Below are 14,558 nucleotides of genomic sequence, written 5' to 3' on the forward strand. Positions count from 1 at the left end.
CTCACTTTATAAATAATTAAACTTATAAGGATTTTAAAATAAAGGGATTTGTTCTTTAAATATTCAATACATGGAAGAAGAATTTGAATTTGATTTTAATGATGATGCGCAACACTCAGTAGAACGTTACGAAGAAATGATCCGCAACCAGGATCAGTACTTTTTTGATGCCCAAGCATTTGAATACATCATCGATAATTACATAGAAAAGAATGATCCCGTTAAAGCACTACAGGTTGTAGAATATGCTTTGAATCAGCATCCTTATGCTGCGGTTTTTTTAATTAAGCAAGCTCAATTATTATTATTTACCAATCAGGTAGAAAAAGCTTTTGCAGCTTTAGAAAAAGCAGAAATGTTAGAGGCATCTGAGCCTGATATTTATGTATTGCGTGGCAATATTTATCAAAACTTAGACCGCCATGCAGAAGCGTTAGAGAATTTCGAAAAAGCATTAACGCTGGCAGAAACTACTGATGAGATTTTATTGCAAATGGCTTATGTGTATCAAAATATGCATGACTATGAAACTGCAATAGTTTACATCAAGCGTAGCTTAGAGCAAAATATGGAGAATAAAGACGGCTTGTACGAGTTGGCTTTTTGCTATGATATTTTAGATAAACAAGAGGAAAGCATCCAGTTTTATCAAGAATATATAGATACTGATCCTTATTCTTATGCAGCTTGGTACAATTTGGCAAACTCTTTCCATAAGTTAGATTTGTTTGAAAAAGCTATTGATGCTTATGATTATGCCATTCTAATTAAAGAAAACTTTGCTTCTGCTTATTATAATAAAGGAAATGCCTTAGTGCAATTGGATAAATACCAAGAAGCCATTGATGTTTATAAGCAAACCTTCGAATACGAACAGCCAAATGCAGATACTTATTGTGCAATTGGCGAATGTTATGAGAAGTTAGAGCAAATGGACGAAGCCCGATCTTATTATAAAAAATCGGTAAAAATGGATTCGAAAATGGCCGATGCCTGGTTTGGAATTGGGGTAACCTTAAACTTTGAAGAACGCTTTTTTGAATCTTTACATTTCTATAAAAAAGCAATAGAATTGGATGAAGAAAATCCAGATTTTTGGTTTGCAATGGCAGATGCACATTATAAACTAGGTCAAATTGAGGAGTCTGTTGAGGCTTATTACAAAGTTTTAGAATACAATCCACTAGATGTAGAAGCTTGGTTAGATTTTTCTACTGTTTTATATGAACAAGGAAAATTAGTAGAAGCTTCAGAAACAATGTCTGAGGCAATTAAAAATAACCCTGATGCAGCAGAATTATATTACAGAATGGTAGCTTATTTATTTGCCTTGGGTCAAAGTAATGAAGCCGTTGCCTACTTAGAAACGGCCTTGGTTACAGATCCAGAAAAACATTACATTTTGTTCGAATATTTACCTCAATTGCAAGACAATGGTTTAATACTTCAAGTGATAAATAAATACATCAAATAGTAATTTAACACATAATAACTTCTAAAATTTAAAAAATTGCAGAGTTTTTTTAACCTTTGCACCAAATATGAATTACAAATTAAATGATATTCCAGAACGCCCTGTAAAACCTCGTAACGGTGGTATAACTATGGTAATGGATAAAGGCTTGAGCCTTAGGCAAGTTGAAGATTTTATAGATGTTGCGGGTGTACATACAGATATCGTTAAGTTGGGATGGGCTACATCTTATGTAACCCCTAATTTAAAAGAGAAATTAGCACTTTATCGCAGTGCAGGCATACCTACATATTTTGGCGGAACATTATTTGAAGCCTTTGCTATTCGTAATCAGTTTGATGATTATAGAAGAGTTTTAGAAGAGTTCAGTATGGAATATGCAGAAGTTTCCGATGGTTCCATGGATATTGAACATGACGAAAAATGTGAGTTCATTCGCAAACTTTCTACTCAAGTTACTGTAATTTCTGAAGTTGGTTCTAAAGATGCAGCTAAAATTTTTGCTCCATATAAATGGATTGCTTTAATGAAAGCTGAGATTGAAGCTGGCTCATGGAAAGTAATTGCTGAAGCTCGTGAAGGTGGAAACGTGGGTATTTATCGTGGTACCGGAGAAGTGAGAGAAGGATTAGTGGATGAGATTTTAACGCAAATACCAGAAGAAACCATTATTTGGGAGGCACCTCAAAAAGAACAACAGGTTTGGTTTATTAAATTAATTGGCACAAACGTCAATTTAGGTAACATCGCACCTGCGGAAGTTATTCCACTAGAAACTATTCGTTTGGGATTAAGAGGAGATACTTTCGATTACTTCTTAAACAAAGGAAAATAAATAGATAACTCGTCATGACGAGTGCAGCGAAGCAATCTTTTTAGCAAGAAAGATTGCTTCGTCATTTTACTTCTCGCAAAGACGCAATACGATACTATGAAAACATTCGGATTAATTGGTTATCCTTTATCGCATTCATTTTCAAAAAAGTTCTTTTCAGAAAAGTTTGAAAAAGAACAGATAGCTAATTGTAAATATGAGTTATTTCCAATTGAAAAGGCTGAAGAAATGATGGATTTGATTCATGAAAATCCTTCACTTTGTGGAATTAATGTTACTATCCCTCACAAATTAAATGTTATTCCTTTTTTAACAGAAATTGATGATGCAGCAAAAAATATTGGAGCTGTAAATTGTATTTCAATTAATCAAAGCGGAAAAAGACCAGTTTTAAAAGGATATAATACCGATGCTTTTGGTTTTGCAGAATCGTTAAAACCATTGTTAGAAAAACACCATCAAAAGGCTTTGATATTTGGAGATGGCGGCGCCGCAAAAGCTGTAAAATATGTGTTGGAACAATTGCAAATTCCATATTTGGTTGTGGTTAGAAATCCAGTTCCGAATGCAATTTTATATTCAGCTGTTACAGCTGAAATATTGGATGAACATAAAATTTTAATCAACACAACGCCACTAGGAATGTTGCCAAACTTGGGCTCTTTTCCCCCAATTCCTTATCAGTTTCTTACTGATCAACACTTAGCATACGATTTAGTCTATAATCCAGAAGAGCCTACTTTTCTAACAAAAGCAAAAGCTCAAGGTTCAAAAATTAAAAATGGCTTAGAAATGTTATACCTTCAAGCCGAACGTTCTTGGTATATTTGGAATAGCTAGGGGCTCTTTGCGTCATTTCCCAGAAAGTGGGAATCTTAAAGCATTACGATACCAAACCAGGTTGGGTATGACGTACAGAACACCAAAGCCTAAAATGTTGTAATAAATTAAATGAAAAAAGCCATATTTATCCTATTAGTTTTAGCATCAGCCATTGCTGCTTGTACAGGTGATGAAACCTTTACACCTAAACCTAAAGGATATTTTCGCATTAAATTTCCAAAAAAAGAATATAGGGTTTATGATGCTGGCTGTCCATTTACATTTGAGTATCCAGTGTACGCAAATCTTGTGAGTGATAATGAAAAAAATGCTCAACCATGTTGGCTAAATATGCAATTCACTGAGTTCAATGGCAATTTGCATTTAACTTATCATGGTGTTTTATCTGAAAAGGATTATAATAACATGACCGAAGCTGCAAGGACCTTGGCAATGAAACATACTATTAGAGCAAATGCGATTGATCAAAAATTAATTAATTTTCCTGACAAGAAAGTCTATGGTGTTTATTATGCCATTGAAGGAAATACGGCCTCTTCCGTTCAGTTTTTCTTGACCGATAGTGTTAATCATTACTTTAGAGGTGCTTTATATTTTAACGAACGACCACAATATGACTCAATTCAGCCAGTGGTAAAGTTTATAAAAAAGGACATCGATAAGATGATTGAGACCTTTAGATGGAAAAATTAGTTTCTATTGAAACATCCCAAATTAAAACCTTTTAACTTTAGAACAGCAATTATGATCAGCTTAAAAAAATTCACATTCAATCCATACCAAGAAAACACATACGTTCTATATGACAAAACTGGCGCTTGTGTAATTATAGATCCAGGAATGTATGATGGAGCTGAGCAAAATCAATTGGTAAATTTCATTAAAGAAAATGGACTTAAGCCAGAACTATTATTAAATACGCATTGCCATATTGATCATGTTTTAGGCAATAAATTTGTGTTTGATAATTGGTCGTTAAAACCTCAATTCCATAAAGGCGAATTATATATTTTACAAGCTGTTGCAGGTTATGCACCACAAATGGGGATGCATTACGAGCTTTCGCCAGAACCTGAAGTTTTTTTAGAGGAAACTGGATCTATCACCTTTGGTAAAAGTAAACTAGATTTAGTGTTTGCACCCGGTCATTCTCCAGCGCATTTATGTTTTTATGCAAAGGAAGAAAACTTTCTGATTGGAGGAGATGTACTATTCTATCGTAGTATTGGCAGAACCGATTTGCCAGGGGGAAATCATCAACAACTGATTAATAGTATCAAAGAAAACGTTTTCCAACTACCAGATGACTGTGAAGTTTTTCCTGGTCACGGTTCTTCTACAACCATTGGCTTTGAGAAAATAAACAACCCATTCTTGATGTAAGACGGAAAATGAAATAGATAGCGCATAATGTTTTAGCCCCATCTTCCGTTTTAGCTCTTACATTTTCCCTATCTTTGTAAAGTGAATACCGCATTTTACATCGCCAAAAGATACCTTTTTGCAAAAAAATCAACCAATGCCATTAATATTATTTCGGCAATTTCTGTGTTGGGTGTTTTTGTGGGTAGCACTGCATTGATTATTATATTATCGGTGTTTAATGGCTTTGAGGAAGTAGTATTAAAAATGTTTAATACCATTACGCCACAAGTGTTAATAATGCCAGCAAAAGGCAAAACTTTTGATGCGAATACAGGCTATTTTAAGGGGCTCCAACGTAAAAAATCTATCTTTTCATACACTGAGATATTATCTGAAAATGCTTTAATAAGGTATAACAATAAACAGTCTCCTGCGTTGGTAAAAGGAGTAAGTAATGATTTCCTAAAAAATAAAGGATTAGATACTGTAATGGTCGAAGGACATTTTATTTTAGAGAATGATAATGGGCCAAATGCAGTAATTGGCTCTGCTTTACAAGCCTCTTTAGGTGTTAACTCTGCAGACCCATTTGAACAGCTGCAAATTTTTTCTCCAAAAAGAGGCTTAACAGCAAGTTCAATTAATCCGATGGATGATTTTACAGTATTGACAATTCCTCCATCAGGCGTATTTGAGGTGCAACAAGATTTTGATAATATTTTAGTGGTACCTTTAAGTTTTGCTCGTAAACTTTTTGGAGAGGAAAATGAGGTTTCTGCCATAGAGATTAATGTAAAAGACGGAATAGATGCTGAACAATTGAAAGAAGAGATTGAAGGGGAGTTGGGTGCCGCTTTTATTGTTAAAAATCGGGTGCAACAAAACCAAGCTTTGTATAATGTTTTGGGCTCAGAAAAATGGATGGTCTACATCATTTTAACATTTATTTTAATCATAGCCATATTTAATATCATAGGTTCGTTAACAATGTTGGTGATAGATAAGTTGAAAGATATATCGATTTTAAATAGCCTCGGGGCTGGAAAGAAATTAATCAAAAGAATATTTTTAATTGAAGGTATGATGATAACCCTAACTGGTTGTATCTTTGGGTTAATAATAGGTTTTATTTTCTGCTTGTTACAACAACGATTTGGCTGGTTTAAAATGGGAGAGTCTACACTTTTGTTTTCAAATGCCTACCCAATTGCACTAAAGTGGAAAGATTTTGTACTGGTGTTTATAACTGTTAGCTTCTTTTCTTTAATAGCTTCAGCTTTGGCATCAAATTTAAGCGTTAAGAAGATAGACCAATTAAATCAAGATCTTTAAGATGAGTACATATAAAAAATTAATATTCTTTTTATTCGCTTCGATGGTAGTATTAGCTGCTTGTAATAATGATGACAAGGGCGCTGATAAAAATAAATCTTTAGTTGTAAAGGGTTTATATAGCTACGGCCCCGAGATTAAGTCTTTCACTGAGTGCGAAGACGGGAGAGAGTTTTGGGTGGCGGATAGTGCCAAAACCCTAGAACTAGCTTATAGTAATTTAGGCTTCGAAAAACCATATACTCCAGTTTATATTGAAGTAGAGTGTAAGCTTGTAAAATCTGATACATCTAAAATAACTGGCGATTATGATTCTACAATGGTGGTAACAAAGTTGCTCAAAATAAGTAAACAAATTCCCGACGGACCTTGTTCGCAATAATTTAAACGGTTATTCGATTGAAAATTAATCACCCTGCTTTAACAAAACTTTTACAACAAGCTTATTCAGCTGAAAAGGCAGCGGCATTTGCTTATATCGGCCATGCCAAGAATGTAAAAACTGAAGTAGAGAAGTTAGCAATAAAACAGATTGAGCTAGATGAATGGGGTCATAGAATGGAAGTGCTCGAAATTATGACTGAATATGATATTCCCATTTCAAAGTTCTATGAGTTCAAGTATCATCTCATAGGCAGAACCATTTCGTGTTTGTGTCATGTAATCGGCAGATTTATGCCTTTTTTCTTTGCGGGAAAATTAGAGAGTGGCAATGTTTGTGAATACTTTAGAATGCGACAATATTTTAATAGCATTGGGATCACAAAACACGACTATGCTTTATATGAAATGGGCATAAAGGAAAAAGAACACGAAGTTTATTTTCTAGAACAGGTTAAAGAAGATAAATTTTTACCTTTTTTCGAAAAAGTATTTTCTTGGGGAGCGAATACAAGTTTCAATAATATCGACTTAGCCAATAAACAACCGCCAGAAAACTCGGGAGATTATTGTAAAAAGTAAGGTGTTGAAATGTTGTAAAGTTTAATGTTTAAGTTCAAGAATACGTCAACCAATAATTGCTTAAGATGTGGATAATTGTGGTTAAAATTTAATCCACATATAAATTTGAATCAACACTAGGTATTATTTTATTTTTGGTAGCCATTTCAAATAAGGTATCAATTGCTTTTTTGCCCTCTTCTCCCAAATCGACAGAATATTTGTTAACGTACAATTCTATGTGTTTGTACATTACTGCTTCATCCATTTCTTGTGCGTGTTCTTTGATGAAATCTAACGCTGATTTTGGATTGGAAAAGGCAAATTGTACAGATTTTCTAACCAATCTATTTACTTTTTGCTGAATTTCTAAATCCAGATTTCTGTTAATTACTATTCCACCTAAGGGTATAGCGCAACCTGTTAGCTCTTCCCAATAGCTACCTAAATCAATTACTTTATGCAAGCCTTTATCTTGGTAAGTAAAACGATTCTCGTGAATAATTAAGCCTAAATCAATCTCATCATTTAACAAAGCATCTTCGATTTCAGAAAACACCATTTCTTTTTTATCATTTAACTGCGGATAAGCGACACCCAATAAAAAATTTGCTGTAGTGTATTTCCCTGGAATACCAACCTTAAGTTGGGCGTTTGGAGTTGAGAGCTGAGATTTGATTTTGTTGATGTTTTCCTTTTTGCAAATCAATAGCGGTCCAACACCAAAACCTAATGCGCTACCAGAATTTAATAGCACATATTCTTCAACTACATAAGCAAAAGCATGAAAGCTTAATTTGGTAATATCTAATTCCCCTCGCATTGCTTTTTGATTCAAGGTTTCTACATCATCAAAAGAAACATCGAATGATAAACCTTCGGTATCAATTTTATTGTGAATTAAGGCATCGAAAATAAAAGTGTCGTTAGGGCAAGGAGAAAAACCTAGTGTAAGTTTCATAAGGTAAAAATAAAGCTTTGCAAAGAGAAGCTAAAGATTAGCAGATTTTTTTACAAATCTTAGTTAAACTAAAAAAGAATAAAGCACAGATAAAGGATGGACATAGATGGAAAATTGTATAAATCAGTATACATCTGTGGTTAAATAAGAAATAACCCACTCGTTCAAGTTTTTGATAGCCAAGCCAATTTCCCAAGTTTCCTTAGTCCTTGGCGTAACATAATTTGAAATACTTCTTACTTGTAAACAGGGAATGTTTAGCTGCTCGCAAGCGTAAAATACAGCTGCGCCCTCCATACTTTCTACCTGCGGCTGAAACCTTTTTGTTATCGTTTCAATGCTTTTAGAGTTGCCATGAACTTTGTTAACAGTTATTCCTTTCACCTTTTGTAAAGCAGTAGTTTCATAGCTAGCGTGATAGGTGTTTTTTCCGAAGCCCAAATCATCTATAGTTAAAAAATTATCATGATCTTCAGCACCAAGTTCTGCAAAAACGTCTTGATAAACATTTACTAGGCTTCCCAATGAAATGTTTTTATCAAAGCTTCCGGCAATGCCAACATTTAAAACTAAATCATAGTTTTTATCGAGTCTTTGTCCTAATGAAAATGCAGTTGCTGTCATTCCAACTCCAGTAATCAAAATGTCAAAGTTCGCAGTTTCAATAAAATCTTGTTCCGGCAAGTTAAAATGTCTGTAAACGCTTGTTAATTCTTTTTGGGTTGCGACAACAACTAGTAATTTCATTCTTCTAAATTAAAAATTATGATTGAGAATTAGCATTTTTAGCTTTTTGCTTTTTCCTTTAGTCTTTTAGCTTGAAGCTTAATACGTATATTTGCTTTTTATTTGATAAAATAATGATTTATATAACACGCAGAGAAAGCTTTAATGCGGCTCATAAATTATCGAGAACAGATTGGAGCGAAGAAAAGAATGCAGAAGTTTACGGCAAATGCGCTAATCCAAATTGGCACGGTCACAACTATCACCTATATGTAACGGTTAAAGGAGAGGTTAATCCGGAGACGGGTTTTTTGGTTGATTTGAAATGGTTAAAGCAAGTGATTAATGTCCATGTAATCGATAAGGTTGATCATAGGAATTTGAATTTGGATGTTGATTTCATGAAAGGTAAATTAGCATCAACAGAAAACCTTGCGATAGCTATTTGGGATATTCTATTGCCCTATGTTAATGAAAGTGGTGCGCAATTACACAGTATTAAAATTTACGAAACCGAGAATAACTTTGTTGAGTATTTAGGTTAATTATATTATAAATGGAACCATCAGAAGTAACGGCTTATTGCTAAAAACTACTTTTGATAGCTCCATTACCATTAAAAAACAATAAAAATCTAATGGAAAACGATAAATACGACCACGAAGAAGAATTTTTGGGCTATAAAAAGATAGACCAATATGATGATGCCAAAATCACTTCAGTGGCTACTCATTATAAAGATATTTTAGGTAAGCTAGGCGAGAATCCAGAGCGTGAGGGTCTTTTAAAAACACCTGAACGTGTGGCTAAGGCTTTACAATATTTAACCCATGGTTACGATATTGACCCATCAGAAATTCTTCGCTCTGCAATGTTTAAAGAAGATTATAGCCAAATGGTTGTGGTAAAAGACATTGAAGTTTATTCGATGTGTGAGCACCATATGTTGCCATTTTTTGGTAAGGCACACATTGCTTATATCCCAAATGGACATATCGTTGGCCTAAGTAAAATACCAAGGGTTGTTGATGCTTTTGCAAGAAGGCTACAAGTTCAAGAACGTTTAACAAACGAAATTAGAGATTGCATTCAAGACACATTACAACCTGCAGGTGTTGCCGTTGTTATGGAGTGTAGGCACTTATGTATGGCCATGCGTGGTGTACAAAAACAGAACTCGGTAACAACAACATCAGCATTTACTGGCGGATTTTTAAGTAACGATAAAACTAGGGCAGAATTTTTGAGGTTAATAACCGCAAACCTGCATTAATAGAAAATAAATAGTGTAAAGTATCCCGATTGTTGGATGCTATATCAATAATAATAAAAATACGGATAGGCTTTTGGTGTTTTTGCATTTGTCTCAAATCTCAATTCGCATATCTCAAATCTAAATAGAATGAAAGCATATATATTTCCAGGGCAAGGCGCTCAATTTTCAGGAATGGGTAAAGACCTTTACGAAAATCCATTAGCTAAAGAACTATTCGAAAAAGCAAATGAAATCATCGGTTTTCGCATTAGCGATATCATGTTTAGTGGCACAGATGAAGAGTTAAAACAAACTAATGTTACACAGCCTGCTATCTTTTTACATTCGGTAATTTTAGCTAAGGTTTTAGGAGATGACTTTAAACCTGATATGGTAGCTGGACATTCTTTAGGGGAATTTTCTGCACTAGTATCTGCAAATGCTTTGTCTTTTGAAGATGGGTTAAGATTGGTAATCGCTCGTGCAAATGCAATGCAAAAAGCTTGTGAAATTCAGCCATCAACTATGGCAGCAATTTTAGGTTTGGCAGATGAAGTTGTAGAAGAAATTTGTGCTGGTATAGATGCGGTGGTAGTTCCTGCTAACTATAACTGTCCTGGGCAATTAGTAATCTCAGGAAGCATTGAAGGAATTGATGAAGCTTGCGAAAAATTAACAGCTGCAGGTGCAAAAAGAGCATTGAAATTAAATGTTGGTGGAGCATTTCATTCGCCATTAATGGAGCCAGCCAAAGTAGAGTTGCAAGCGGCTATTGAGCGTACAAATATTTTATCTCCAATTTGCCCAATTTACCAGAACGTAAATGCTAAGCCAACTACAGACCCTGCAACTATTAAAGAAAACTTAATAGCACAATTAACCGGAGCTGTTAGGTGGACACAAACCGCCACGAATATGATAGCCGACGGTGCTACAGAATTTGTTGAGGTGGGGCCAGGAAATGTGCTACAGGGTTTAGTGAAAAAAGTAAGTAGAGAAGTACAAACTAGTAGTGCTACAATGTTATAGTTATAAAATTTATACCTTTTATTAAACAAAATAAAGTGAGTATTGGAGGTAAGATTAGGTTTCTGTTATTACTTTTAGGGATATGCTGTATTATTACAGCATTATCTTTAAATAATTCAATTACAAAAAGCGACCTCCTTGCTCATGAAGCCGAAGAGTTACAGCAAAATTTAGATGTAAAACAGCAATTAGTTCAAAATTATCTTTCTAGTCCAGAAAAGATAATTGAGCTAAAAAGACTTAATAAAAATGATAAGCTGGCACTTAATTTTATAGCCACTTATCGCGAGAATGGTATAAATGTTTTAGTTTATAAAAATGAAAAACTAGAGTTTTGGAGTTCGGCCAAGGCCTTTCCTACTAATATTTCATTGATAAAAGAGGGGTCTTCCCTCAAGCAATTATCTAATGGTTATTACGAACTGATAAAAAAGACGGTTGATGACTATGTTTTTATCTTCTTAATATCTTTAAAATCGCAATACAGTATTGAAAACCAATACTTAAAGAATCAAATATCTCCTGAGCTTTTCTCACGAAACACCTTAGATTTAGGTACTTTTACCGATAAGGATGTACAAGAAATCTTTAGCCTTAATAAAGATTACCTATTTACTGTAAAGCTTACAGACGAAGTTTCTAAAAACATGTATGCCGATATACAACTGTGGTTGTGGATTGTTGGCTTACTTAGTATTTGCGCATTTGTAAATTCTTACTGTTCATGGTTGGCAAAAAGAGGTTTTGCATTATCGGCAACTTTAGTGTTAACCTTGTTTTTTGCAGGTGTTCGCTTATCAGATTTGCAGTTTTTTTGGTTCAATCATCAATTTAATTTGTCAATCTTTAGCCCCTATGTTTATGCACAGGGTGAATTTTTACCTTCTCTAGGAGATTTATTCCTACATGTAATTGCTTTAACTTGGATTGGATTTTTTGCTTATGTCCATAGGCATGAATATGTCCTGCCTAAATGGATGATCAAAAGTAAAATCGTTGGTTTAACATACCATTTTTTAATATTAGTTGGTCTTGCATTAGCTGCTTTTTTGTTTGATGAAATCTTTTTTGGATTGATTAACAACTCCAAAATAAACCTTGATATCACCAATATAATAAGCTTGGGATGGATTAGTTGGATCAGTATTTTAACACTCTGTTTAGCTTGGTTTAACGTTTACCTGTTTAGTAATGTTACAATTGAGGTAAGTAAACAATTGAATGTCACAAATAGAGAAAGACTAATCGTTTTTTTAACCTTACTTACAGGGTTGTTCATCTATAAGTTAATAGATGATTTTAACGTATTCTTTTTGGTATATGCATTACTGATTTTCATAATTGGATGGAACAATTATATTCAATTTCGCAAATTTTCTGTCGGTATTTTTGCCTTACTTTTTTTATGTATGGCATTTCTTACATCTATTAAATACACCAAGTTTGGTTCAATAAAGGAACACGAAAATAGGAGAGCTATTGCCGAGAAATTATTAAATGCTGATGATCCAAAGGTGATTAATTCTATTGAAAGTTTTGAGAAAGGAGTTTCTTCAGACTCCTCGATAGTTAAATATTTTAAATCACCAATGGTGATGCAGAGTTTTAGCTTTCATAATTATGTTACAAAAACCTATTTGGATGGTTATTTATCAAGGTTTGAGTACAAAATGTATGAATACAATAATTTGGGTACTGCCCTAAAAATAAATGAACAGTTAATTCCCTTATCAAAATATAAAAACCTAGTTACATCTGGTGCGATTAAAACCCAAGAAAACAGCTTTTCTTATCGGATTAATGACACATTTGGCTTTCAAATTTACTTTGGTATAATTCCAATTTTTGAAGGGACAAACCTTTTAGGGACACTAGTTATAGAATTGAAATCTCAACCTTATGATTATAATAGTCATTTCCCAGATTTATTAATCGATGGAAAACTCAAAAGTGATGAAGATTTTACAGATTATTCCATTGCCTTTTATAAAGACAACAAGTTGTATGCTCAGTCTGGTAAGTATACTTATGCCATGGTTAACACGAGGTTTAAAGGGGAGATTGGAAAAGTAGAGTTTGTTAATGATGAAGAAAAAGATGTTACCAATGTGGGTGGTACAGATGGAGCAAGCTATAATCACGCAACCTATCGACCAGACAACTCTAAACTTATTGTTATAAGTAGGGAAAAGGTGCCATATCTAGAGCGATTGGCCACGTTGTCATTTTTCTTCTTAGTGTTTATTTTATTTGGAATTGCGGTTTATATTTTAATATTTATCATTAAAAACATCAGCGGCAATACTTCTGGGTGGTTTAATCTTAACCGCTATTTAATGATAAATGCAAATAAGATCCTATATAAAACTCGTATTCAAGTGTCTATTGTTTTATCAGTAGTTGCTACTTTATTAATAGTAGGTTGGGCAACTTTTTTCTATATCAGGAAAGAATACCAGACCCAACAGGAAAATACTATTAGAGAGAAAATCAGAAAGGTTCAATTGGCTTATGAGAAACAGATTTTAAATACTGGGTCAATTAGAAATGATGATGAAACACAATTTGAGTTTAATCAGTTTGCTGATGTTAATTCAGCCTTTTTAAATCTTTACGATATAGATGGAAATCTGTGGTTAACTTCTCTTCCAAAAATGTTCGATTTAGGCATAGTTGGAAAAAAAATAGGGCCAAAAGCATTTATCGAATTGAGTTTAATGCAAAGATCGGAGTTCTTAAATACGGCTGAAAAAATAGGCACGTTTCAATACGCTGCTGCTTATGCTCCGATTAGGAATGCACAAAACAAAACCATAGCTTATATCGGTATGCCATATTATGCGAATGAATCAGATTATCAGGCTAAGATTGGCTTATTTATAAATACATTAATTAATATTTACGCACTCGTTTTTGTATTGATTGGTGTACTTGCTGTATTCTTGGCTAATCAGATTACAAACCCTTTAACATTTATTCAGGAGAACATTCGCAAAACTAAACTTGGACAAAAGAATAGGCCTATTGTTTGGCATCGTCAAGATGAAATTGGCGCTTTGGTAAAGGAGTATAATAAAATGATTGCTGCATTGGAATTGAGTGCCACAAAGCTAGCTAGATCAGAGAGAGAAAGTGCTTGGCGAGAAATGGCAAAACAGGTTGCTCACGAGATTAAAAATCCCTTAACGCCATTAAAATTAGGTGTTCAATTATTAGAGAAGTCTTGGAAAGAAGGTGATCCAAATTTTGAAAAGAAATTCGCGAGTTTTAACAAGTCATTTATAGAGCAAATTGATAGCTTGGCAACCATTGCATCTGAGTTTTCAAATTTTGCTAAGATGCCTGATACCAAATTAGAAGAGTTAGAATTGCTCCCCATCATAGAACAAACAATAGGCGTATTTAACACGGCAGAGAATGTAGAAATTCTAGTTTTAAACCGAACAAATAAAAAGATTACTGTTCTTGGAGATAAGGATCAATTATTGAGAACTTTTAATAATCTTTTAAAAAATGCCATTGAAGCTAGCGAAGGAAAAGAAAAATGCATTATAAAAATTCATCTATTAAATGATGAAAAGAATGTTTTTGTGGAAGTTCAAGATAATGGAAAGGGCATAGAAGCAATTCTAAAAGATAAGATATTTGTGCCCAATTTTACAACTAAATCATCTGGAACAGGGCTTGGACTTGCTTTCGTGAAACAAGCAATAGAGAATGCTGGTGGTACAGTAGATTTTACTTCAGAAATTAATATGGGAACTACATTTAATTTAATCTTTCCCTTGGTTTAGTG

The 14,558-nt window shown here is 33.8% G+C and carries 14 protein-coding genes; 12 read left to right on the forward strand and 2 right to left on the reverse strand.

Annotation, left to right across the window (positions count from 1 at the left end):
- Positions 1-70 precede the first annotated feature (70 nt).
- The 8 genes from EZ428_RS04255 to EZ428_RS04290 all read left to right on the forward strand — a co-directional run bounded on the left by EZ428_RS04255 (position 71) and on the right by EZ428_RS04290 (position 6,812).
- Positions 71-1,474 (forward strand): tetratricopeptide repeat protein, encoded by a 1,404-nt coding sequence (locus EZ428_RS04255; protein WP_131551859.1) that lies wholly within the window; start codon positions 71-73, stop codon positions 1,472-1,474.
- Positions 1,475-1,541: 67 nt separating this feature from the next.
- Entirely contained in the window at positions 1,542-2,309 is a 768-nt protein-coding gene (locus tag EZ428_RS04260; RefSeq protein WP_131551860.1) for a phosphosulfolactate synthase, read from the forward strand.
- A 96-nt stretch (positions 2,310-2,405) separates the two neighbouring features.
- The gene (locus EZ428_RS04265; protein WP_131551861.1) at positions 2,406-3,149 is read left to right on the forward strand and encodes a shikimate dehydrogenase family protein; all 744 of its coding nucleotides are present in this window, start codon (positions 2,406-2,408) and stop codon (positions 3,147-3,149) included.
- A 111-nt stretch (positions 3,150-3,260) separates the two neighbouring features.
- Positions 3,261-3,845: a gliding motility lipoprotein GldD gene (gene gldD / locus EZ428_RS04270; protein WP_131551862.1), complete on the forward strand. Its 585-nt coding sequence runs from the start codon at positions 3,261-3,263 to the stop codon at positions 3,843-3,845.
- Positions 3,846-3,896: 51 nt separating this feature from the next.
- Positions 3,897-4,535: an MBL fold metallo-hydrolase gene (locus EZ428_RS04275; protein WP_131551863.1), complete on the forward strand. Its 639-nt coding sequence runs from the start codon at positions 3,897-3,899 to the stop codon at positions 4,533-4,535.
- An 81-nt stretch (positions 4,536-4,616) separates the two neighbouring features.
- Entirely contained in the window at positions 4,617-5,849 is a 1,233-nt protein-coding gene (locus tag EZ428_RS04280; RefSeq protein ID WP_131551864.1) for an ABC transporter permease, read from the forward strand.
- Between the two features lies 1 nt (position 5,850).
- On the forward strand, positions 5,851-6,231 hold the full coding sequence (locus EZ428_RS04285; protein ID WP_131551865.1) for a hypothetical protein: 381 nt from the start codon (positions 5,851-5,853) through the stop codon (positions 6,229-6,231).
- A 17-nt stretch (positions 6,232-6,248) separates the two neighbouring features.
- Positions 6,249-6,812 carry a ferritin-like domain-containing protein gene (locus EZ428_RS04290; protein WP_131551866.1) on the forward strand — a complete coding sequence of 188 codons (564 nt, stop codon included), beginning with the start codon at positions 6,249-6,251 and terminating at the stop codon, positions 6,810-6,812.
- Positions 6,813-6,900: 88 nt separating this feature from the next.
- Here EZ428_RS04290 and EZ428_RS04295 read toward each other — a convergent pair whose 3' ends face one another.
- Both EZ428_RS04295 and mqnB read right to left on the reverse strand, forming a co-directional pair.
- On the reverse strand, positions 6,901-7,752 hold the full coding sequence (locus tag EZ428_RS04295; RefSeq protein WP_131551867.1) for a menaquinone biosynthesis family protein: 852 nt from the start codon (positions 7,750-7,752) through the stop codon (positions 6,901-6,903).
- A gap of 123 nt (positions 7,753-7,875) precedes the next feature.
- Complete coding sequence (gene mqnB, locus EZ428_RS04300) at positions 7,876-8,499, reverse strand: futalosine hydrolase (protein ID WP_131551868.1); 624 nt, start codon at positions 8,497-8,499, stop codon at positions 7,876-7,878.
- Between the two features lie 113 nt (positions 8,500-8,612).
- Between mqnB and EZ428_RS04305 the strand changes: the two genes are divergently transcribed.
- The 4 genes from EZ428_RS04305 to EZ428_RS04320 all read left to right on the forward strand — a co-directional run bounded on the left by EZ428_RS04305 (position 8,613) and on the right by EZ428_RS04320 (position 14,556).
- Entirely contained in the window at positions 8,613-9,023 is a 411-nt protein-coding gene (locus EZ428_RS04305; RefSeq protein WP_131551869.1) for a 6-pyruvoyl trahydropterin synthase family protein, read from the forward strand.
- Between the two features lie 92 nt (positions 9,024-9,115).
- Positions 9,116-9,751, forward strand: coding sequence for a GTP cyclohydrolase I FolE (folE, locus tag EZ428_RS04310; RefSeq protein ID WP_131551870.1), 636 nt, complete (start codon positions 9,116-9,118; stop codon positions 9,749-9,751).
- Between the two features lie 129 nt (positions 9,752-9,880).
- Positions 9,881-10,762 carry an ACP S-malonyltransferase gene (gene fabD / locus EZ428_RS04315; RefSeq protein WP_131551871.1) on the forward strand — a complete coding sequence of 294 codons (882 nt, stop codon included), beginning with the start codon at positions 9,881-9,883 and terminating at the stop codon, positions 10,760-10,762.
- Between the two features lie 35 nt (positions 10,763-10,797).
- The gene (locus EZ428_RS04320) at positions 10,798-14,556 is read left to right on the forward strand and encodes a sensor histidine kinase (protein ID WP_225870991.1); all 3,759 of its coding nucleotides are present in this window, start codon (positions 10,798-10,800) and stop codon (positions 14,554-14,556) included.
- Positions 14,557-14,558: the final 2 nt, after the last annotated feature.

Source organism: Pedobacter frigiditerrae (assembly GCF_004331645.1).
Classification (GTDB): domain Bacteria; phylum Bacteroidota; class Bacteroidia; order Sphingobacteriales; family Sphingobacteriaceae; genus Pedobacter; species Pedobacter frigiditerrae.

What these genes read in the sequence shown, in the direction of transcription:
- EZ428_RS04265 (WP_131551861.1), top strand. Translation starts at nt 2,406, where the DNA reads ATGAAAACATTCGGATTAATTGGTTATCCTTTATCGCATTCATTTTCA.
- fabD (WP_131551871.1), top strand. Translation starts at nt 9,881, where the DNA reads ATGAAAGCATATATATTTCCAGGGCAAGGCGCTCAATTTTCAGGAATG.
- EZ428_RS04255 (WP_131551859.1), top strand. Translation starts at nt 71, where the DNA reads ATGGAAGAAGAATTTGAATTTGATTTTAATGATGATGCGCAACACTCA.
- folE (WP_131551870.1), top strand. Translation starts at nt 9,116, where the DNA reads ATGGAAAACGATAAATACGACCACGAAGAAGAATTTTTGGGCTATAAA.
- EZ428_RS04285 (WP_131551865.1), top strand. Translation starts at nt 5,851, where the DNA reads ATGAGTACATATAAAAAATTAATATTCTTTTTATTCGCTTCGATGGTA.
- EZ428_RS04275 (WP_131551863.1), top strand. Translation starts at nt 3,897, where the DNA reads ATGATCAGCTTAAAAAAATTCACATTCAATCCATACCAAGAAAACACA.
- EZ428_RS04295 (WP_131551867.1), bottom strand. Translation starts at nt 7,752, where the DNA reads ATGAAACTTACACTAGGTTTTTCTCCTTGCCCTAACGACACTTTTATT.
- EZ428_RS04305 (WP_131551869.1), top strand. Translation starts at nt 8,613, where the DNA reads ATGATTTATATAACACGCAGAGAAAGCTTTAATGCGGCTCATAAATTA.
- mqnB (WP_131551868.1), bottom strand. Translation starts at nt 8,499, where the DNA reads ATGAAATTACTAGTTGTTGTCGCAACCCAAAAAGAATTAACAAGCGTT.
- gldD (WP_131551862.1), top strand. Translation starts at nt 3,261, where the DNA reads ATGAAAAAAGCCATATTTATCCTATTAGTTTTAGCATCAGCCATTGCT.
- EZ428_RS04260 (WP_131551860.1), top strand. Translation starts at nt 1,542, where the DNA reads ATGAATTACAAATTAAATGATATTCCAGAACGCCCTGTAAAACCTCGT.